The organism is Bartonella rattaustraliani AUST/NH4 (assembly GCF_000312565.1).
GTDB lineage: Bacteria > Pseudomonadota > Alphaproteobacteria > Rhizobiales > Rhizobiaceae > Bartonella > Bartonella rattaustraliani.
Window position 1 is genome coordinate 26,103 of record NZ_CALW02000013.1, and the last position, 21,934, is coordinate 48,036.

The following is a 21,934-nucleotide window of genomic DNA, read 5'->3' on the forward strand; positions in this document are numbered from 1 at the left end:
TAGGCTATTAAAATTTACTTGTTTAGTATTTTTTGTTTTAGAGTTCTATATTCATTGATGTGTCTTCGCAATTGGTTGGAAGCTAGGATGGTGAGTAAAAAGCTTATTGCTTCATCATTTTTTGCGTCATGGGTGTCTTTTTCTTCTTTAAAAACTCTGTGAGAAATATTTTAAAGTCCTTGATATAGAAATTGCTCTTTGAGATGAATAGTTTACAAGCAAAAGGGTATACTCTGTTTCATCATCACGTTTTATCATTGAGTTGCAAATTAAGACGAATATTGTTTTACAAATTGCTAGTCCTGTCCACGCAATGTATAAATTATAGCCTGTATAATGGTTGGGATGTGCGTCATAAAGATGTAGGTGGTTTTACTCTCTAAAATGTGCTGTAAATTGCCTCTTCATATCATTGTTATGAATGCGTATTATTTTTTATAAAAGGATGTTCGATATTTTTCAAATTTTAAAATATTATCAGTAGGGGTTCTTACTTGTTTCGGGGTTTCTTTAAAGAGGTATTATACATCTGATCCAATCTATCATAGAAAGTTAGCACTGTTTACAAAGGAATGTTATCATTTCTTATCTCAAAGTTTATTGAGAGGTACAAAATATAAAAAATGGTAAATTGATTGAAAATATTAGAGGTAAAATAATATGCGTGAAATTTTAGATCATTTTTCTATGCCATTAAACAAAAATCATTCTGTTCAAAAAACGCAAAAGCTGTCATGTCAGCCACTTCCCAAACGATTTTATAGAGAAGTGAAAACGGTTTGTGAAGAAGGTGGTTTTTCTATTTTTTTAGATGGATCTTCAGTAAAAACGCCGGCAAGGCGTCATTTTCTTGTGCCAACGGAAGCCTTTGCTAGATTAGTGGCACATGAATTTGAGAACCAGACAGAAGTGATTGATCCAGCAAAAATGCCCATTACGCGTCTTGTTAACACTGTTATTGATGGTGTCGCTGATGATGTACAAGCTATTTTTGAAGATCTGTTGCGGTTTGTTGCATGTGATATGATTTTTTATCGTGCTCAAACACCAAAGGAGTTGGTACAGCGGCAATGCGAAAAGTGGGATCCTTTACTGGATTGGGTAGAAGAGAAGATTGGTGCACGTTTTTATTTGGCAGAAGGGCTTATGCATGTTGAACAACCACGGGAATCTGTTCAAGCGGTGAGCACTTATCTCCGTCAATTTAAGTCTTCTTATATGTTTGTAGCACTTCATACAATGACAACCTTAACGGGCTCTGCTCTTATTGCTCTTGCTGTTGCTGCGAGAAAAATTGATGCAGATTACGCTTGGGAGATTGCGCATTTGGATGAAGATTGGATGATAGAACAATGGGGGGGGGACGAAGAAGCAACGACGCATCGTGCCTATAAGAAAGCTGAATTTGAGGCGGCTGCCACAATTGTTGCAACCTGCTTTTAAAGATGAAACATCTTTTATATATGCACCTTTTTGCTTGATCATGGTATTTTTATAATTTTTTGAGGGTTAATTTTTATTTTTTCAAGCCCAGGAAATGACTCATTGCTGATGTTTAAGAGGGTTTCATCATCACCGCGGATAAAATACCACTTGTTGTTATCAAAAAGGGCAATAATCTCTGTTTGAATAGAGCATTTTTTTCCAGCATTTGTTACGGTTACAAACTCTATAGGTATAATGAAATAAGGGATACCATTATCAAGTTTGCCTTCACGTTTTTGTTCTTGGTTTATGTGTATATTTTCAATTTTATAATTTTCCCTAAGCCGTTCTATTTGACTTTTCATGATTTGTTGGAATTGTGATTTACTGAATTTTTTTTGGGCAGTTAAGCTGTCTATGATTTGAGGAGGAATTGCGTCTAGGATGGCGTTTGAATCAGAATTTTGAATCGCTTTGCTATAAGAAAACAGAGCCTTTTCAAGCTCTAAGAGTTTTGGATCTGTAATTGTATAAGCTTGAGTTGTCTGTAAAATAAGGGCAATGCATAAGAGAATAGGGAAGGAAAGACGAATTCGCAGCATTAGAAACCTTGTTGATTGGCTTGAAGAGATTCAAGCGAGATTATAAAGGAAAACACATTGGCAAAAAGCGACTTTTGCTCTTTTTTGAGGGGAGTATCCACAAAAATGGAGATTTTAATCTCCATTTTTAATCATAAGAAAGACCTCATTATTCTTTAAACAGAATAGTACATATCAAATTCGACAGGATGAGGTGTTGTTTCGTAGCGTAAGACTTCTTGCATTTTTATTTGGATGAAGGAATTAATTTGATCATCATCAAAGACGTCGCCAGCTTTAAGAAAAGTACGATTTTTATCAAGTGCGTCAAGTGCTTCACGCAAACTTCCTGAAACCGTGGGAATTTCTTTGACCTCTTTTAAGGGAAGGTCATAGAGATCTTTATCCATAGCATGTCCGGGATGAATTTTATTTTTGATACCATCAAGACCAGCCATTAAGAGTGCTGCAAATGCTAAATAGGGATTTGCTGTCGCATCTGGAAAACGCACCTCTACACGCTTTGAATTGGGTGAAGCGCTCATTGGAATACGGCAAGATGCTGAGCGGTTGCGTGCAGAATATGCAAGAAGAACAGGCGCCTCATAACCTGGGATTAAACGCTTATAGGAGTTTGTAGATGGATTGGTGAAGGCGTTGATTGCTTTTGCATGCTTAATGATACCACCAATAAAAAATAAGCAGGTTTCTGATAATCCAGCATATTCATTTCCTGCAAAAATTGGTTTGCCATCTTTCCAAATGGACATATGAACATGCATGCCTGAGCCGTTATCACCAAAAACGGGTTTTGGCATGAAAGTTGCAGTTTTTCCGTAGCTGTTCGCTATTTGATGCACAACATATTTAAAAATTTGCATTTTGTCAGCTTCGCGAACAAGCGTATCAAAGCGAATACCCAATTCATGTTGTCCTGCTGCGACTTCATGATGATGCTTCTCTACGCGGACGCCCATATCTTTAAGTGCTGAGAGCATTTCAGAGCGTATATCTTGACAGGAGTCAATGGGAGGGACTGGAAGGTAACCCCCCTTCATTCGTGGGCGATGAGCAAGATTGCCCGTCTCATACTCTGTATTGTCATTGGAGGGAAGTTCACTTGAATCAAGTTTAAATCCTGTATTGTAAGGATCCGTTTTATAGTGCACATCATCAAAGATAAAAAACTCTGCTTCCGGACCTACATTGATCGTATCTCCAATTCCTAAAGATTTCATATAAGCTTCAGCTCTCTTGGCGATAGAGCGAGGGTCTCTCCGATAAAATTCTCCAGAAACAGGATCAAGAACGTCACAGAATATGATTAAAGTTGATTGAGCAAAAAAGGGGTCAATATGCGCTGTTTCTGGATCTGGCATCAAAACCATGTCAGATTCATTAATTGCTTTCCAGCCGGCAATTGAAGAGCCATCAAACATGACGCCATCACTAAATGTATCTTCACTGATTTCTGCGACATCCATTGTAACGTGATGCAACTTTCCTCGTGGATCAGTAAAACGCAAGTCGACAAAACGAATTTCGTTGTTTGCAATCTGTTTGATAATATCTGAGGCGGTTGTCATATTCAATTTCCTTATGTGGGATTGAGGTGGATAAAAAGGTAAATCTTGTATTCGCTTAAAGGGTCTCTCTCTCGGATTTATCCGTACCGATACGAATGACATCATCGATGGAAAAAACAAATATTTTTCCATCTCCGATGTGTTTTGTTTGAGCGGCTTTACGTATTGTGTTGACCGTTTGTTCCAGCTTTTCATCGGCAACAACAATTTCAATCTTTACTTTAGGAAGAAAGTCAACAACATATTGAGTCCCACTATAAAGTTCTGTATGTTCTTTCTGACGACCAAAACCTTTTGCTTCTGTTACTGTGATACTATGTAAACCAATTTCTTGAAGTGCTTCTTTCACTTCATCAAGTTTGAAAGGTTTTATGATGGCTTCAATTTTTTTCATGCTGAAACGATCTCCAACGTTATTTGATCCTTTTAGATCACATCACATTATATTGGCAACTGGGAGATGTCCAACAGATACTTTGTGCACAAAAAGTTGAAAATAATTCGATATTTTTCGAGAAATGTTTTTTAAAGTGTAAAGGGAAGGGGGGATTCGGGAGAAGAGTTATAAGATTTGTAAAGAAAAAATGATAGAATAAGAGGTGTTTGGTTTTGGAGCCTATCACATTATATTTTATAAAAGCTGAATGATAATATAATGGTAAAGATGAGGACTGGTTCTTAAGACTTTGTGTTCTTCCAAGACCAAGCTGTTTTTACATTTCAGAAATGCTTCAAACAGATATATCATATATTCGGTTCTCTCTGGTATGTAAATTTTAATAAGCAGAGAGAAAGCATTGAACTGTCTTAGCATTTGTCTCAAATATGTTGTTGCGTTGAGATGAGAGGTTGATTTACAGGCAATAGCAAAGGCTTTTCTTTCAGGAAACAATGCTATAAAACATAGGATATATCAGCAATGATGGGCGATATGTTCTCGTTTTTTCTCTGAAATTTTGTGAAATCATAACCGTAATACACCTAGTTTTACGTTTACTTAATTCTTATAGGCGTTTGCACATATCCTTTGCGTTATCTTTATAAAATCAGATTGAGGGCGATATATAAACTTTCTCTCCTTAAAAATGGAAGGGGGCTTTAAGAGGAAGGATGGGAGAGAGGTCGACGCAGCAAAATTTCTTTTAGGAATTTTCCTGTATAAGAAGTGGGAATATGAATAATATCTTCAGGACGTCCAACTGCAACGATTTCACCACCACGGTCTCCACCTTCTGGTCCTAAATCGATAATCCAATCTGCTGTTTTTATAACTTCAAGGTTATGTTCAATGACGATGACGGTATTGCCTTGTTCAACAAGTTCATGTAGTACCTCAAGAAGTTTAGAAATATCATGGAAATGCAAACCTGTTGTTGGTTCATCCAGAATGTAAAGTGTACGACCCGTGTTTTTCCGTGAAAGTTCTTTGGCAAGTTTTACACGTTGGGCTTCACCACCAGAAAGCGTTGTGGCTTGTTGTCCTACTTTTATATAGCCAAGACCTACTCTCATGAGAGTTTTCATTTTATTATGAATGGCGGGAACAGCTTGAAAAAATTCCTCAGCTTTTTCGATTGTCATATCTAAAATATCGGCAATGGATTGACCTTTAAACTTTACTTCTAATGTTTCTCGATTATAGCGTTTTCCTTGGCAGACGTCGCAAGTAACGTACACATCAGGTAGAAAATGCATTTCAATTTTGATGACTCCATCACCTTGACATGCTTCGCAGCGTCCTCCTTTTACATTAAATGAAAAACGTCCTGCTTGATAACCGCGTGCTTTTGATTCTGGAAGTTCGGCAAACCAATCACGGATTGGGGTAAATGCACCCGTATAGGTTGCTGGATTAGAACGTGGGGTGCGTCCAATGGGTGATTGGTTGATATCAATGACCTTATCTAGAAGTTCTAATCCTTCAATTTTCTCATAATTTGCGGGGCTTTGATGAGTCCCCATGATATGGTGTGAGGCTGCTTTAAAAAGAGTTTCAATGAGGAATGTTGACTTTCCTCCACCGGAGACGCCCGTTATACATGTGAAGGTTCCAAGTGGGATGCTAGCACTGATATTTTTGAGGTTGTTTCCTTGGGCTCCGATAACTTTAAGCATTTTTGATTTTGATATTTTTCGTCTTTGGGCAGGGACTGTTACAGCCATTTTTCCTGAAAGATATTGGCCTGTGAGAGAGGAGGGATTTTTTATAATTTCTTGTGCCGTCCCTTGCGCGATAATTTCGCCACCATGAACACCTGCGGCAGGTCCCATATCAACGACATGGTCTGCACTTAGAATGGCATCTTCATCATGTTCAACAACAATAACTGTATTGCCAAGGTCACGCAGATGGTGCAACATTTTTAGAAGACGTTCATTATCGCGTTGGTGCAAACCAATAGAGGGTTCATCTAAAATATAAAGGACACCTGTAAGACCAGAACCAATTTGCGAGGCTAACCGAATGCGTTGACTTTCTCCTCCTGAAAGGGTTCCAGAACTTCGAGATAAGGTAAGATATTCAAGTCCCACATGGTTTAAAAACGCTAAGCGTTCACGAATTTCTTTTAAAATACGGGTTGCAATGTTACGTTGTTGTTCAGTGAGATATTGATGAATAGTGGCAAACCACTCATCTGCTTTTAGGATAGAAAGTTCTGATATTTGCCCAATATGAAGTCCATGGATTTTGACAGCGAGCGCTTCTGGTTTTAGACGGTAGCCATGACAAGAAGGACAGGGTGAAGAGGACATATAACGCTCAATTTCTTCGCGTGACCATACCGAATCAGTTTCTTTCCACCGTCGCTCCATATTAGGGATGATTCCTTCAAAATTTTGCGTTGTTTTATGCGAACCTGAATCATTTTTATAAACAAAGGAGATTTCTTTTCTTTTTGTGCCGTAAAGAAGCGCGTGTCGTGCATCCTCTGAAAGCACACACCATTTGTCTGTCAGTTTAAACCCATAAACTTTTCCCAATGCTTCTAAGGTTTGGTTATAGTAGAATGAAGATGATTTAGACCAAGGTGCAATTGCTCCATTTTTTAGGGTAAGATCTTTATTGGGTATAATTTTTATCGGATCTATTGCTTTTTTTGTGCCAAGTCCGCCGCACATAGGGCAAGCCCCAAAAGGGTTGTTAAAGGAAAAAAGGCGTGGTTCAATTTCAGGAATAGAAAATCCAGAGACGGGGCAGGAAAATTTTTCCGAAAAAATAAGCCGTTGGTGTGTTTCATTTTTTGATTTATAAGCGGTTTCCTTTGTAGTTTCTTTTTTATCCACAGGTTTGTCTGCCATTTCGGCAACAGCTAGTCCATTTGTTAATTGTAAACAGGTTTCTATACTGTCTGCTAAGCGAGAGGTTATGTCACTTTGTACAACAATGCGGTCTACTACCACATCTATGTCATGCTTGTATTTTTTATCAAGAGGGGGAATATCAGGGATTTCGTAAAATTCTCCGTCTACTTTAACGCGTTGAAATCCTTTTTTTAAAAGCTCAGTGAGCTCTTTTTTATATTCTCCCTTTCTGCCTCTTACTAAGGGAGCCAGGATAAAAATCCGTGTCCCTTCTGCTAAGGTCATTACTTGATCAACCATTTGGCTGACTGTTTGACTTTCAATGGGAAGCCCAGTGGCTGGAGAATGAGGAATACCAATGCGCGCAAAGAGAAGGCGCATATAATCATAAATTTCAGTAACAGTCCCTACCGTTGAACGAGGGTTGCGGCTGGTTGTTTTTTGTTCAATGGAAATGGCTGGAGAAAGGCCATCTATTCTGTCAACATCTGGTTTTTGCATCACTTCAAGAAATTGACGTGCATAGGCAGAAAGGCTTTCAACATAACGGCGTTGACCTTCAGCATAAATTGTATCAAAAGCGAGGGATGATTTTCCTGATCCAGAAAGCCCTGTGATAACGATCAGTTTGTCACGAGGAAGATCGATGTCTACATTTTTAAGGTTGTGCTCACGTGCGCCGCGAATGGAAATGTATTTTTGAAAAGCCATATTTTATCCTTGGCATAGGTCATAACAATAAAACATCCACAGTAGGATAAAATTGTTTTTTAGAATTACAACCTGTTTCATTTTCTTTTACGAAGATAAAGATGCAAGTTTTGCGCAAAAATATAACTTTGTGGGAAAAAATATAAAGAAAATCTTTTTCTTGCCTAACTAATGGAATAGACTATGCGTTTTTATCATCTTTTGTTATAATTGCACGATACGATCTTTAAAAGAAGGGCGGAAAATCCATGCTGAAAGTCAATTATAGATATCTGAACGACAAGATCAAGATGATGATCACTATACAATAAAGGTTGTTTTGTGAATTAAAATTTTGGAGTTTATGCAATGGCTGGTAGCCTTAATAAAGTTATTTTAATTGGTAATCTTGGTGCGGATCCTGAAGTCCGTCGTCTGAATTCTGGTGACCAAGTGGCAAATTTACGTATTGCGACTTCAGAAAGTTGGCGTGATCGTAATACGAATGAGCGAAAAGAACGAACGGAGTGGCATAATATTGTTATTTTTAACGAAAACCTTATCAAAGTTGCAGAACAATATTTAAAAAAAGGCAGCAAAATTTACATTGAAGGTCAATTACAAACACGAAAATGGCAAGATCAAAATGGCAATGACCGTTATACAACGGAAGTTGTTTTGCAAAAATACCGCGGAGAGTTGCAAATGCTTGATGGACGAGGAGCCGCTGGTGGGGAGCAAGGTGCCAATCAGTCAAGTGAAAGTTATGATAGCAGCAGTTTTGGTGACAGTCACTCAAATCATAAGGGCACTTTTGGTCAAAGCAATCAGCAATTGAGAGAGGACTTCTCACATAAATTAGATGATGATGTCCCTTTTTAATGATCTTTAAAGATTTTAGTATTGTACTTTATTTTCTTTTTTGAAATTCAGCAAAGCAGCTCTCGTCAATTTTGTTTGAGATTTTTAACATAAATAACGTATTGAAAACTATTGTTAAATCTCTTTTCTATTGCAGGAGAGAAATTGGCATTTTAATCTGTTTTTCGCTATACAAAGAGTTGAAATGATTCTTTTTTTGAAAGTCTTGAAACTGTGACCGATCTTACTCCACACCCAGAACGTGATGCGCTGACCGGTATTGAACCAATCAGTATTGTTGATGAAATGCAACGCTCTTATCTCGATTATGCGATGAGTGTGATTGTTTCGCGTGCACTTCCAGATGTACGTGATGGGCTCAAGCCAGTTCATAGGCGTATTCTTCATGCCATGAATGAGATGGGGCTTTCTTTTAATAAGCCGTATCGTAAGTCTGCCGGGGTTGTTGGTGAGGTCATGGGGAAATTTCACCCCCATGGTGATGCGTCAATTTATGATGCTTTGGTGCGTATGGCACAGGATTTCTCTTTAAGAAATCCACTGATTGATGGTCAGGGAAATTTGGGTTCTATTGATGGCGACCCGCCTGCGGCAATGCGCTATACAGAATGCCGCTTAGAAAAAGTTTCAGAAGAGCTTCTCGCTGATATTGATAAAGAGACTGTTGATTTTCAGGATAATTATGATGGGCGCGAGCGTGAACCGGTTGTTTTACCAGCGCGTTTCCCTAATCTTTTGGTCAATGGATCAGGTGGTATTGCCGTGGGAATGGCAACTAATATTCCTCCCCATAATCTTGGTGAGGTTGTGGATGGTTGTATTGCTTTGATTGATGATCCTGATATCACACTTGATAAGATCATTGAAATTATTCCTGGTCCTGATTTTCCCACTGGCGGCATTATTCTTGGTCATTCTGGAGTCCGTTCGGCTTATGAAACGGGACGCGGCTCAATTATTATGCGTGCTAAGGTTGATATTGAAGAAATTCGTAATGGTCGACAGGCAATCATTGTCAGTGAAATACCTTATCAAGTGAATAAGGCAACGATGATTGAGAAAATGGCCGAATTGGTGCGTGATAAACGCATTGAGGGAATTTCTGATTTACGTGATGAATCTGATCGTGATGGATATCGGGTGGTTATTGAACTCAAGAAAGATGTTGTTGCAGAAGTTGTTTTGAACCAATTATATCGTTACACACCACTGCAAACGTCTTTTGGTTGCAATATGGTTGCGTTAAACGGAGGAAAACCCGAACAGATGACGTTGCTTGATATGCTGCGTGCATTTGTTTCGTTTCGGGAAGAGGTTGTTAGTCGGCGAACAAAGTATCTTTTGCGTAAAGCACGTGAGCGCGCGCATGTTTTGGTTGGTCTAGCACTTGCTGTTGCCAATATTGATGAAGTTATCGCGCTCATTCGCAAAGCACCTGAGCCGCAAACAGCACGTGCACAATTAATGGAGCGACGTTGGCCAGCCGCTGATGTGGCACCTTTGATTAAACTTATTGATGATCCCCGTCATATTATTCATGAGGATAATACTTATAATTTATCTGAGGAGCAGGCGCGTGCTATTTTAGAATTGCGTTTGCAAAGATTGACGGCTCTTGGGCGTGATGAAATTGCTGATGAATTGAATAAAATTGGAATAGATATTACTGATTATCTTCATATTCTGTCTTCGCGTTTACGAATAATGGAAATTGTTAAAGATGAACTAAAAGCTCTTCGTGAGGAGTTTGCAACGCCCCGGCGCACCGTTTTTGGTTTTGGTAGCGCTGAAATGGATAGTGAAGACCTCATCGCACCGGAAGATATGGTGGTAACGGTGAGCCATAGTGGCTATATTAAGCGTGTACCTCTTAACACGTATCGTGCGCAACGTCGCGGCGGTAAGGGGCGCTCTGGTATGTCAACCAGGGATGAAGATTTTGTAACACAATTATTTGTGGTGAATACGCATACTCCGGTTCTTTTCTTTTCTTCGCGTGGCATTGTTTATAAGGAAAAAGTGTGGCGTTTGCCGCTGGGTACACCACAATCGCGTGGGCGCGCTTTGATTAACCTTCTTCCCTTACAACAAGGTGAGCGTATAACAACGATTATGCCACTACCAGAAGATGAGGAAAGTTGGAGTGCCTTAGATGTTATGTTCGCAACGACACGTGGGACTGTGCGCCGTAATAAATTATCGGATTTTGTTCAGGTTAATCGTGGTGGAAAAATTGCCATGAAACTTGATGAAGAAAGTGATGAAATTCTGTCTGTTGAAACTTGTACAGAATATGATGATGTTGTTCTAACAACGGCGAATGGACAATGTATTCGTTTTCCAGTTGTTGATGTTCGTGTTTTTGTCGGAAGAAATTCAGTAGGGGTTCGTGGTATTAATCTGGCTGAAGGTGATAAAGTCATTTCGATGACTCTCTTAGAGCATGTTGAAGCAACAGCGGTTGAACGTTCTGCTTACGTTAAGCGTATGATTAATGAACGGCGTGCTATGGGGACTGATTCTGAAGAGAGTGTCATTCTTGATGAAGAAGATGAAGGCGTTGAAACAGAGTTAACAGAAGAGCGCTATGCAGAGCTTCATGCACGCGAACAGATGCTTTTAACGGTGAGTGAGTTTGGTTATGGAAAGCGGTCTTCCTCCTATGAGTTCCGAATTTCGGGACGTGGTGGTAAAGGGATTCGTGCAACAGATCCTTCTAAAACGGCTGAAATTGGTAAATTAGTGGCTGTTTTTCCGGTGAAAATGCAAGATCAAATTATGCTGGTGTCAAATGGGGGACAGCTTATTCGCGTCCCTGTTGATGGAATTCGTATCGCTGGTCGCTCCACCAAGGGGGTGACAATTTTCAACACAGCAGAAGGGGAAAAAGTTGTATCGGTTGAGCGTATTTCTGAGCCTGAAGATGATGATAGCCAATTAGAAGATGAAGCAGAGGAAAAGCATTTTGAGACGGTTGATGTGAACGAGGAAGAATAATTCTAAAGGGAGAAGAGTAAAAGAATGAAAATTGCTCTTTATGCGGGTTCTTTCGATCCTTTTACAAATGGTCATCTTGATATTTTAAAAGGCAGTTTTGTTCTGGCTGATAGAGTGGTTGTGGCTATAGGTGTGCAGGCTCAAAAAAAAACGCTTTTCAGCTTTGAAGAGCGTGTTGATTTAATTACCAAAGTGGGTAAGGATCTGTTAAACATAGGTCCTGATCGGTTGCAAGTTATTTCATTTGACACTCTTTTGATCGATAAAGCGCGTGAAATTGGCGCTTCGTTTCTCATTCGTGGATTACGTGATGGTACTGACTTTGATTATGAAATGCAAATGGCGGGGATGAATGGCATTATGGCTCCTGAATTGCAAACGGTTTTTTTGCCAGCAAGTGTTTCTGGACGCGTGATAAGTTCTACATTGGTAAGACAGATCGCCTCTATGGGAGGGGATGTCGCCCCTTTTGTCCCTGCACATATTGCTAAAGTTTTACGCTTAAAGTTTTAATCTTTAGGAAAATGATGATGTATTTTAGAGTTTTTTCTGTTGTGACATGTCTTTTTTGTTTTTTGTCCTTTCATGCTATCGCTCATAATCCTCACAGTGCTGATGATTCTAATATTCTTGTCCTCTCCCTCAAAAATGGTGATGTGGTTATCCGTCTTCGCCCTGATTTTGCACTACAGCATGTTGTGCAAATCAAGAAGTTAACAGAGGAAGGTGCTTACAACAATGTTGTCTTTCACCGTGTTATTCCGGGTTTTATGGCGCAGACTGGTGATGTAAAGTTTGGAAAAAAGGATAGTGCAGATTTTGATCTTAAACGCGTTGGTACAGGTGGCTCTCATTATCCCAATATACCGGCAGAATTTTCAAAGGAGCCATTTAAGCGTGGCACCGTTGGAATGGCACGTGCACAAGATCGTGATTCCGCTAATTCTCAATTTTTTATTTGTTTTGAGGATGCTGCTTTTTTAAATGGTCAATATACCGTTATTGGAGAGGTCATAAAGGGAATGGATGTTGTTGATAAAATTAAAAAAGGCACAATACATAACAATGGATCTGTAAAAAATCCTGATGTTATTAAGACTGCTACCTTACAAGCTGATCAATGAAATAAAGAGACCATTACATGTGTGAGACGAAAGATTTAGAAAATACCTTAATTCTTGAAACAACAAAAGGGAGAGTTGTTATTGAACTTTTGGCTGATTTGGCTCCTGGTCATGTTGCACGTATTAAAGAGTTCGTGCGTGAAGGCGCTTATGATAACGTTGTCTTTCATCGTGTGATTGAGGGCTTTATGGCGCAAACGGGTGATGTGCAATTTGGGAAAAAGGATAGTGAAAAATTTAATTTATCACATGTGGGAATGGGTGGTTCAGAAAAACCTAATCTGACGTCAGAATTTTCAAATATTCCTCATAAGCGTGGTACAGTTTCTATGGCACGCAGTCAGGATCCAAATTCTGCTAATTCACAATTCTTTATTTGTTTTACCGATGCTCCTTGGCTTGATCGTCAATATTCCATATGGGGGCGGGTTATTGATGGTATGGAAAATATCGATCAAATTAAACGCGGTGAGCCTGTTGTAGATCCTGATGTCATCATTAAAGCGACGATTGCTGCTGATACAAAATAGTATCATTGTATTTATTTTAGCTATAAGATCATCATGCCATGATGTTTTCATTTTCGTTGTTGTTTGAGTGTAATAGAAATCAGTTCTTGTGCCTCTCATGAATAAGAGGCAGTGGTTGTTATGCATTATTTTTATTTTAAGTTTTCTTAGCCTTTAGGAGGCGATGGGTTTGTGGTGTGTTGTTTGCACATTGATAAATGACATTATCCAATAAAACAGTAGGCTTTAAATTTGCTGTTTAAGAGAAACTGCTTATTTGCAATTTTTGTACAATAAGCCAGTTTGACTAGGATTCACCGTTTTTATAGATATTTTGTACTTTACCTGAAATTTGCTTGCGTTTTCTATTATTATGTAAGTGAAATTTGAAAAAATAATCAAATCTACATTAGCACGGTAATTGATTTTCTTGGATGAGAGGATCATTTTTCTTTGTCTTAAAATGTTCGGTTGCAGTCAGTCACCTTCGTGAGACAATCTTGTTCTCTTTAATGAGGAAAATTGTCATGTTATGTTTTCTCTTTCGTTTATGACCTCATAACGTCTTTTACAAGGGGAGAAATGCGGTGAAGAGTTATTGTCTTTCTTGAAAGAAAGATGAAGAGAATATTTTGTTGAAGATTTTTAAGGATGCAAAGCACCTAATTGGAGTGATATAAGATCATTGGAGTATAGTTATAAAATATTTCATTAATGTCCACCATAATGTCTCTCTTTGTGTATATTTTTATTCTCATATTGAGACACAAGATATGAAGGTGAAAATGCGTATTTTTACTCTTGTAAAAAGGTGATAAAGTTATCTTCGATTGGTTTGTCTCTTATTGGAAGTGATGAGGTGTCTTTACGCTTTTACCATTTTATAGAGAGCTATAAAATTTTTATCTATGAAATAATAATATGCTGATTTGTAATGATAATTTAGCTTTTGTATATTGAGTGAAAACTTTAAATATTGTCCACTTCTTTCCTTTTTATGATGTGTCAATCAGAACTGTTCTCCTGCTTGTGACAACTATGGGCAATGTGTGATAAATTATTTAGGATAAGGCGTTATAAACTATCGCAATGCCAGTGTTGTTGGAAAATTATACTGCAAGCTGCTAGGTATGATGCGGTGGCGTTTTGCTTTGTAGATAGAATCTATTCTAAGTTTTATTTTGTATTGAGAATTTTTTACTCATGCAAAATTTTGATCAAGAGGAAAAATATCCGGAACAGGTTCTTATTGAAAAGCCGTTTCACCATTATTTCCTTTGGTCAATTAAGCATAGATATCTTGAAAATCTTATCAGGGGACTTTCATTCTTTGTACGAGATGAGGTTATTATTTTGTTTGTGATTACTGCTTGGTAATAAAACTTTATTTCTCTCGTTTGAGCTTTTTATGCTAGTGACAATATCTAGCGAATCGAGAAACAATCCATAAATTTTATGATGTAGTGAGCAAGAGAGATAGAGCTTTTCTTTTGATGGAAAGCTGAATTTATAGAAGCGAAAAGACGAGAGTGATGATAAAAACATTTCATTATAGAAAAATTGCTCAAGATGGTTATGCGCGTCGTGGTGAAATTATAACGGGTCGTGGGTGTATCCGCACACCCGCATTTATGCCTGTTGGGACGGCAGGAACCGTTAAAGCTATGTATATGGATCAGATACGTGCTCTTGGAGCAGATATCATTTTAGGCAACACTTATCATTTAATGTTGCGTCCAGGAGCGGAGCGTGTCGCGCGTTTAGGGGGCTTACATGAATTTTCACGCTGGTTTGGACCTATTTTAACCGATTCTGGTGGGTTTCAGGTCATGTCGCTTGCGGGGATTCGTAAAATTACAGAACAAGGTGTTCTTTTTCGCTCTTACATTAATGGGGCGTATTATGAAATGAGTCCAGAGCGTTCTATTGAAATTCAAGGTCTTCTTAATGCGGATATTCAGATGCAGTTGGATCAGTGTATTGCATTACCTACAAGTGAGAAAGAAATGGAAGCTGCTATGGAACTTTCATTGCGGTGGGCGCAGCGTTGTAAGACAGCTTTTGGCGATCAGCCAGGCAAAGCAATGTTTGGGATTGTTCAAGGCGGTGATAATATGAAATTGCGCGAACATTCTGCCAAAGCGTTAAAAGAGATGGATTTGAAAGGCTATGCGATTGGAGGTCTTGCGGTTGGTGAACCGCAGAGTGTGATGACAGCTGTGTTGGAGGCTACTTGTCCCATTTTGCCAGAGGATAAACCGCGCTATCTTATGGGGGTTGGAACCCCTGACGATATTTTGCAAAGTGTTGCTCGTGGTATTGATATGTTTGATTGTGTTATGCCAACGCGTGCGGGGCGTCATGGTTTAGCTTTTACGCGCTTTGGAAGAATTAATTTGCGTAATGCGCGTTATGCCGAGGATCCACACCCTCTTGATTCACGGTCGTTTTGTCCTGCTGCCTCTGATTATAGTTGTGCTTATTTACATCACTTGATCAAATCAGGTGAATCTCTTGGTGGTATGTTGTTAACTTGGAATAATCTTTTTTACTACCAACAGCTTATGCAGGGAATTCGTGACGCCATTGAAGAAGGATGTTATGCTGATTTTTGTGCTGAAACGCGTGCTTTGTGGATGCAAGGACGTTAAGTATGAATTTTATAAAGATTATTTTTATATTGCTTCATTCATTTTGTATCTTTAGTTTTTAAAGATTGACTTAAAAATACTTTTTTTAAAAAAATAACAACATATTGATTTATAATGATAACTTGTCTTTATGTATCTTGAATCATAACCTCGAGTATTCGTAAGATTCTCTCATTTCAAATCTCTTCATGTTGAGAAAATTTTGTGCACTTGGCTTATACATTATAAGCGCGAGTAACATGTGGATAAAATTAGTGAAGAAAGGAGGAAAAATACCTCTCATGAACAACCTTCATGCAAAAGCTGTTGGCAACATACATGAGCTGGTAAATAGAATGATAGTGCCGGCGTGCATAAAATTGCCCTATTCTAAAAGATAAACGTGCAATTTATTGGTTTATGTTTCTACAACGCGTCACACACAGAAACCGTTACTCCGGTACGCGCTACCTGATCCGGAGAAAAACAGTTTGTTTCTGTTTCTGATGACTGTTTAGATCAACAATGTTAATGAGGAGTTAGCGAACCCTTAAGGAAGTATGAAAATTGCATTTTTTATGAGATGTTTTGTGTTTTTTTATCAGTGAAATCATGAAGTCTCAATAAAAACTCTTGATATGCTTTGTTTGTGCATGAAATCATCAAGGTGTTTCGTTGTTGTGTTAAAAAATTTTAGAGTTTAATGGCGGTAAAAAGTTCTTCTATAAATGATTCTAAAGCTGTCTAGGTTTGAATTAAAGCTTTAGAAAGTAAAAGTAGTTAAAATTTCAAAGCGCGTGATTTATATTAGCCTGACAATGATGTTTTCATTGTGGGAATTCTATTTAAATTATGGCATGTGCAGTTGTCACGTCGTTACAGGGTTTTATGCATAATAATATATTAAAGGGTAAAATATCTGCTGTTTATGATATCTCTCTAAATAATTATACTGTTTTCTAAAAGCAAAGCTCTGATTTTATTATAATAACACATTGATTTATAATGATAATTTGTTGTTATTTGCCTTGAAACATAACCCCGAATATTATAAGATTTTCTCATTTCAAACCTCTTTATGCTAAAATAATTTTGTTCATTTGCTTGTCCACTATAAGCGAGATTGGCATGAGGATAAAAAATATCAAAGAAAAGGGGAAAATGCCTTTCATGAATCACCTTCATGCAAGGGGTGTTGCAACAGCATGAGTTGGTCAATAGAGCATGAGCTTGTGGATAGAATGACAATGCCGGCATGTGGTAATTTTAATATTTTTGTTGGAAAGTCTCAGCCAGCAATATAAGAAGATCGTGCATTTATTTATACAGCTTACAGATATTCACGATGAAAGTTTCGCTCTATGAGAAATGATAAAATGAAAAATTCGTATAGAGAAAATTTTCTTGTATCAGAAATGAATTCTAGAACGCGGCGTTTGACAATTTTAGCTTTTGCAGTGGGAAGCTTTGCTATTGGTACTGCTGAATTTGTTGCAATGGGACTACAGCCAGAGATGGCACGGAGTTCTTATGTTGATATTCCGACAGCAGGGCAATATATTTCTGCTTATGCACTGGGTGTTGTGATTGGAGCGCCTCTTTTGGCACTCGCAACAGCTAAGTTACCGCGCAAAGCTGTTTTGATAGGGCTGATGTTTTTTTATGCACTGGCAAATATTGCGAGTGCTTTTTTTTCTGATTTTGGCATATTAGTGGTATTGCGGTTTATTAGTGGTCTGCCTCATGGTATTTATTTCGGTCTTGCGACTATGGTGGCTGCTTCAATGGTGAAAATGAATGAGCGTTCTAAAGCTGTTGGTTATGTTATGCTTGGTTTAACGATTGCGACGGTTTTGGGAGCACCAGGTGCGACCTGGATTGGTCAGCTTGTTTCCTGGCAGACTGCTTTTATTCTTGTAGGGATCATCGCTTTATTGTGTTGTTTGCTTATTTGGAAGTTCTTACCTTTTGTTTCAAATACCCCCATAACAAGTCCTTTAGATGAATTGGGGGTATTAAGAAAAAAGCAAGTGTGGCTTCTCTTGGTGATGGTTTCGGTTGGCGCGTCAGGATTATTTTCTGTTTTTACTTATATTAAATCAACATTAATGCATATTTCTTGTGTTTCACTTGATTTTGTACCATTTATTATGCCGTTAGTCGGATTAGGAATGGTTGTGGGGAATATTGGAGGACCCAAATTGGCAGCAAAACTTGGTATTTCGCCGCTGATATTTTTTGCGATGCTTTGGAGTGTATTTGTTTTTTTTCTTTTTTCTTTTTATCCTATACTCCAATAACGGTAGCGTTAGGATGCTTCCTTGTGGGGACTTCTTTTGCAGCGATGCCTTCTATACAAACAAAAATTATGGATGTTGCTCTTCATGGACAGATTTTAGCAGGAGCGTTAATGCAGTCTGCATTTAATATTGCCAATGCGCTTGGAGCAGAATCTGGAGCGTGGATTTTAAAGTTAGGTTATAGTTATGAATATACTTCTCTTGTAGGAGGTGTTTTAACCCTATGTGGATTATTGATTTTTTGTTTTTCATGGTATGCAGAAAAGCGTGGTTGATATTTCTTTATCATTATTGAGATAGGAAATATTTTTGTTTATTTTGTTGTTTTTCCTGCTGGGTTTTTATCTATATTATGAGAAACACGGAGAGCCAATGGAATACCAAGGAAAAATAAGAGACTGATGAGTGTTGCAATAAGGGTTTTTGCGGCTAAAATCATTCCTATTGTTCCTCCAGGATTAAAGAGGCCAGCAAGATTGGTGATTATCCCTGCAAGTATTGCACTTAATGCAGCTGAAAAAAGCTGTACAGAGGTTAGAGATTCGCTAGCCCGTAGAGAATCTTCATCTGTTGCGCATTGTAGGATCCGTGTTAACAAATGCGGCCATGCTATGCCAGCGCTTATTCCGATAGCGAACAAAGATAAACAAATCATAAGAATATATCTAGGTGCGGAAACTTCTGTTGGGATAAGCCACAGAAGAATGCTTATGCCTAATAGGCTTAATATGGGGGAATATATAATGACTTTGCGAATTTTTTTTGCAGATATCCCAGCACTTGATAGGGCCCCACATGTCCAACCAAGGCTCATGAGCGTTGCCATATAACCAGCAATAAGTGGAGCTTGTCCATGAAGTTTTTGCAGAAAAAGTGGGAAATAAAGCTCTATACTATACACTATGATTGTCATAATGAGGATCAATGTGTAAACAGGAAAAAACTCAGAAGAGAAGGAAAAAGAATTGCGCGGTAACATAGGGTGAAGTGTAGATAACTCAATTTTTATTAAAATAAGAAGAAGACTGAGTCCGATAACAAGTCCGCAAATTTTTGCAATCGTAGCTTCCATAGCTCCTCCAGAGGAAATGATAAAAATCATCAAGGTGAGTGTAAAAAGTTGAGGGAGGGGAAGAGGGGATTTTGGAACATAGTTTTTATTTTCTTTTGGTAAAACTTTTAAGGCTATAAGTGAGAAAATGATTGCTAATGCGCCGATGATCCAAAAAGATATTCTCCATACGCCATATTGTACAGAAATACCACCAATAGCTGGTCCTAACAAAGTTGATATTCCCCACATTCCTGAGATAATACTCAATGAATGCGACCATAAGGATGGCTTGAAAACAATACGTACCATAGAATAGGAGAGGGATAGTAAAGAACCGCTTCCAAACCCTTGAATAAAGCGTCCTATTAAAAATAATGGCATTGTTAAAGCAATGCTGCATATGAAAGTGCCTAAGATAAAGATGAGTCCAGAGAGTACATAAGCTCTGCGAGGCCCTATCTTTGCTAATATTTTTGTTGTAAGTGAAGTCCCCAGGAGGGACGCTGTAATAAAAACAGTCACTACCCACGAATAATAAAGCTCACTGCCAATATCATTTATAAGAGAGGGCAAAATAGTAACAACGATATAAACACTGGTCGCGTGTAATATAACACCGCCTGTAAACGTTAAAAACAGAACACCACTTTTGCCCAATAAAAGTGCAGACCAGCTTTGTTTTTCCACTGTTTTTGCTTTTTAGTAAAAATTTGACCTTTTCACTTTATAAGGCAGTTTTTTAAATTTTCCAAGAGCAGATTCAAAGCTCTTCTTTGCAAAGAGCTTTGAAAAATAAGTTATATTTCAGTTGCCCATTGCTTTTTTGAGATTTTCATCAATTTTATCAAGAAAACCTGTTGTAGAAAGCCATTTTTGTTGAGGTCCAATTAAAAGAGCAAGATCTTTGGTCATAAAACCTGCTTCAACGGTTTTAATACAAACTTCTTCTAATGTTGTGGCAAAGTTTTTTAATGCTTCATTGTTATCTAGTTTTGCACGGTGTGCTAAACCACGGGTCCATGCGAAAATAGAGGCAATGGAATTTGTTGACGTTTCTTCATTTCTTTGATGCTGACGGTAATGGCGTGTTACGGTTCCATGTGCAGCTTCGGCCTCAACGATTTTACCATCTGGTGTCATGAGAACAGAAGTCATAAGACCAAGAGAACCAAAGCCTTGAGCAACAATATCAGACTGGACATCACCATCATAGTTTTTACATGCCCAAACATAGCCACCTGACCATTTAAGGGAAGAGGCTACCATGTCATCAATAAGACGATGTTCATAGTGTAATTTATGACTTTCAAATTCATTTTTGAATTCGCTATCAAATATTTCTTGAAAGATGTCTTTAAAACGACCATCATAAGTTTTTAAAATGGTATTTTTTGTTGCAAGATAGACAGGAAGTTTCCGCTGTAGCCCATAATTAAAAGATGCTCGCGCGAAGTCACGAATTGATTCATCAAGATTATACATAGCCATAGCAATTCCTGCGCTTGGAGCGTCAAAAACTTCATGTTCTATAACTTGGTTATCATCGCCAACAAATTGAATACTTAATTTTCCTTTGCCAGGAAATGTAAAATCAGTTGCTTTATATTGGTCACCAAAGGCATGACGTCCGATAATAATTGGTTTTGTCCAGTTAGGAACAAGACGGGGAACATTTTTGCAGATAATAGGTTCACGGAAAATAATCCCTCCTAAAATATTGCGAATTGTTCCATTGGGGGATTTCCACATTTTTTTTAAGTTAAATTCTTTAACACGTGCTTCATCAGGCGTAATCGTTGCACATTTTATGCCAACCCCATATGTTTTGATAGCATGGGCTGAATCGACAGTGATCTGATCATTGGTTGCATCTCGATTTTCGACGGAAAGATCGTAATATTTTAGATCAATGTCGAGATAGGGATGAATCAGTTTGTCCTTGATATATTTCCAGATGATACGAGTCATTTCATCTCCATCGAGTTCAACAACGGGGTTTTCTACTTTGATCTTTGCCATTAGAAGTCCTTTTTACTTGAGTGATATTATTTTATAACACTTTCAGACTTATAATGAAAAGTGAAAACAAGAGCGATAGAGATGAATAATACAAACGTAATTTAACGAGATCGTTCTTCATAGATATTAAGTTTTATTAAGAAATTTGTTCATTAAAAGAAGTTAATATCTTTGCTAAGATATGACGATTGTCTAGTTGAGGAAAAGCTTCTCTCAATGTAAGGGTTCAATGAATATTTATAGAGAGTATAAAAAAGTTTTTTTCTATGGAGTAAGCGTACGGAGCTATATGATTTAGAGGGAGAGATAGCATTTCAAGAAAATGGATCAAATGCTTGAAGTGAGCTTTTTAACCTTCTGATTCTTTTTATCATGAAGTTGTTGGCATGCTTGTGAGGCTGCTGAGGCATTTTTTACATTAAAAGGTGGAGCAGAAAGAATTAGGAGTGGTGATTCTTTTCCTCTAAAACGAGTCGCCAAAATGTGGTTACGGAGTATAGTACTTAGAATCCTATTCTCCTACTTTTATTTGGGGATCCCTAAGATTTCAAAAAAGTAGATAAGCGGTCGACTGATTAAAACAGATGCTGGCGGTTTGTGGAGTTCAGAAGTTGAGAAAGAGGTCAAGAGCTTTGAAGACGATCTGAACAGTCTCAAAACAAAGATGGGTAATTTTATCTCTCTCAATGAAAAAGTAAGGTGGCGTTATGGAAACTAAATTGTCGCGTGTAAGATTTTTTGCAAATACTTTGCTACTAAAAATAGCTCATTTACCTCCTCTGGAAACTAATGTTTACGTGCGCTTGCATTTAAAAATGTTACGTACTGGAGGAG

13 protein-coding genes and 1 pseudogene are annotated in these 21,934 nt (G+C 38.0%); 8 read left to right on the forward strand and 6 right to left on the reverse strand.

What is annotated here, in order from left to right; translation table 11 throughout:
- Positions 1-660 precede the first annotated feature (660 nt).
- Entirely contained in the window at positions 661-1,443 is a 783-nt protein-coding gene (locus BN67_RS02465) for an ATP12 family chaperone protein (RefSeq protein ID WP_019222571.1), read from the forward strand.
- Between the two features lie 38 nt (positions 1,444-1,481).
- Here the strand turns inward: BN67_RS02465 and BN67_RS02470 are convergent, their stop codons facing one another.
- The 4 genes from BN67_RS02470 to uvrA all read right to left on the reverse strand — a co-directional run bounded on the left by BN67_RS02470 (position 1,482) and on the right by uvrA (position 7,606).
- Positions 1,482-2,027, reverse strand: coding sequence for a hypothetical protein (locus BN67_RS02470; protein WP_019222572.1), 546 nt, complete (start codon positions 2,025-2,027; stop codon positions 1,482-1,484).
- A gap of 155 nt (positions 2,028-2,182) precedes the next feature.
- Positions 2,183-3,592 carry a type I glutamate--ammonia ligase gene (glnA, locus tag BN67_RS02480; RefSeq protein WP_019222574.1) on the reverse strand — a complete coding sequence of 470 codons (1,410 nt, stop codon included), beginning with the start codon at positions 3,590-3,592 and terminating at the stop codon, positions 2,183-2,185.
- Positions 3,593-3,647: 55 nt separating this feature from the next.
- The gene (locus BN67_RS02485) at positions 3,648-3,986 is read right to left on the reverse strand and encodes a P-II family nitrogen regulator (protein ID WP_019222575.1); all 339 of its coding nucleotides are present in this window, start codon (positions 3,984-3,986) and stop codon (positions 3,648-3,650) included.
- 704 nt (positions 3,987-4,690) lie between these two features.
- Entirely contained in the window at positions 4,691-7,606 is a 2,916-nt protein-coding gene (gene uvrA, locus BN67_RS02490; protein ID WP_019222576.1) for an excinuclease ABC subunit UvrA, read from the reverse strand.
- Between the two features lie 348 nt (positions 7,607-7,954).
- Between uvrA and ssb the strand changes: the two genes are divergently transcribed.
- The 7 genes and pseudogenes from ssb (at position 7,955) to BN67_RS12515 (ending at position 18,302) form a co-directional block, all read left to right on the forward strand.
- Positions 7,955-8,467 (forward strand): single-stranded DNA-binding protein, encoded by a 513-nt coding sequence (ssb, locus tag BN67_RS02495; RefSeq protein ID WP_019222577.1) that lies wholly within the window; start codon positions 7,955-7,957, stop codon positions 8,465-8,467.
- A 213-nt stretch (positions 8,468-8,680) separates the two neighbouring features.
- Positions 8,681-11,464 (forward strand): DNA gyrase subunit A, encoded by a 2,784-nt coding sequence (gyrA, locus tag BN67_RS02500; protein WP_019222578.1) that lies wholly within the window; start codon positions 8,681-8,683, stop codon positions 11,462-11,464.
- A gap of 24 nt (positions 11,465-11,488) precedes the next feature.
- Entirely contained in the window at positions 11,489-11,977 is a 489-nt protein-coding gene (coaD, locus tag BN67_RS02505) for a pantetheine-phosphate adenylyltransferase (protein WP_019222579.1), read from the forward strand.
- 17 nt (positions 11,978-11,994) lie between these two features.
- On the forward strand, positions 11,995-12,588 hold the full coding sequence (locus BN67_RS02510; RefSeq protein WP_019222580.1) for a peptidylprolyl isomerase: 594 nt from the start codon (positions 11,995-11,997) through the stop codon (positions 12,586-12,588).
- A gap of 17 nt (positions 12,589-12,605) precedes the next feature.
- The gene (locus BN67_RS02515) at positions 12,606-13,118 is read left to right on the forward strand and encodes a peptidylprolyl isomerase (protein ID WP_019222581.1); all 513 of its coding nucleotides are present in this window, start codon (positions 12,606-12,608) and stop codon (positions 13,116-13,118) included.
- 1,511 nt (positions 13,119-14,629) lie between these two features.
- Positions 14,630-15,748: a tRNA guanosine(34) transglycosylase Tgt gene (gene tgt / locus BN67_RS02525; protein WP_019222583.1), complete on the forward strand. Its 1,119-nt coding sequence runs from the start codon at positions 14,630-14,632 to the stop codon at positions 15,746-15,748.
- 1,355 nt (positions 15,749-17,103) lie between these two features.
- A pseudogene (locus BN67_RS12515) lies at positions 17,104-18,302 on the forward strand (MFS transporter).
- Positions 18,303-18,340: 38 nt separating this feature from the next.
- Here the strand turns inward: BN67_RS12515 and BN67_RS02540 are convergent.
- Positions 18,341-19,768, reverse strand: coding sequence for an MFS transporter (locus tag BN67_RS02540; RefSeq protein WP_019222585.1), 1,428 nt, complete (start codon positions 19,766-19,768; stop codon positions 18,341-18,343).
- 117 nt (positions 19,769-19,885) lie between these two features.
- Positions 19,886-21,100, reverse strand: coding sequence for an NADP-dependent isocitrate dehydrogenase (locus BN67_RS02545; protein WP_019222586.1), 1,215 nt, complete (start codon positions 21,098-21,100; stop codon positions 19,886-19,888).
- Between the last annotated feature and the right edge of the window lie 834 nt (positions 21,101-21,934).

What these genes read in the sequence shown, in the direction of transcription:
- BN67_RS02465 (WP_019222571.1), top strand. Translation starts at nt 661, where the DNA reads ATGCGTGAAATTTTAGATCATTTTTCTATGCCATTAAACAAAAATCAT.
- BN67_RS02470 (WP_019222572.1), bottom strand. Translation starts at nt 2,027, where the DNA reads ATGCTGCGAATTCGTCTTTCCTTCCCTATTCTCTTATGCATTGCCCTT.
- glnA (WP_019222574.1), bottom strand. Translation starts at nt 3,592, where the DNA reads ATGACAACCGCCTCAGATATTATCAAACAGATTGCAAACAACGAAATT.
- BN67_RS02485 (WP_019222575.1), bottom strand. Translation starts at nt 3,986, where the DNA reads ATGAAAAAAATTGAAGCCATCATAAAACCTTTCAAACTTGATGAAGTG.
- uvrA (WP_019222576.1), bottom strand. Translation starts at nt 7,606, where the DNA reads ATGGCTTTTCAAAAATACATTTCCATTCGCGGCGCACGTGAGCACAAC.
- ssb (WP_019222577.1), top strand. Translation starts at nt 7,955, where the DNA reads ATGGCTGGTAGCCTTAATAAAGTTATTTTAATTGGTAATCTTGGTGCG.
- coaD (WP_019222579.1), top strand. Translation starts at nt 11,489, where the DNA reads ATGAAAATTGCTCTTTATGCGGGTTCTTTCGATCCTTTTACAAATGGT.
- BN67_RS02510 (WP_019222580.1), top strand. Translation starts at nt 11,995, where the DNA reads ATGTATTTTAGAGTTTTTTCTGTTGTGACATGTCTTTTTTGTTTTTTG.
- BN67_RS02515 (WP_019222581.1), top strand. Translation starts at nt 12,606, where the DNA reads ATGTGTGAGACGAAAGATTTAGAAAATACCTTAATTCTTGAAACAACA.
- tgt (WP_019222583.1), top strand. Translation starts at nt 14,630, where the DNA reads ATGATAAAAACATTTCATTATAGAAAAATTGCTCAAGATGGTTATGCG.
- BN67_RS02545 (WP_019222586.1), bottom strand. Translation starts at nt 21,100, where the DNA reads ATGGCAAAGATCAAAGTAGAAAACCCCGTTGTTGAACTCGATGGAGAT.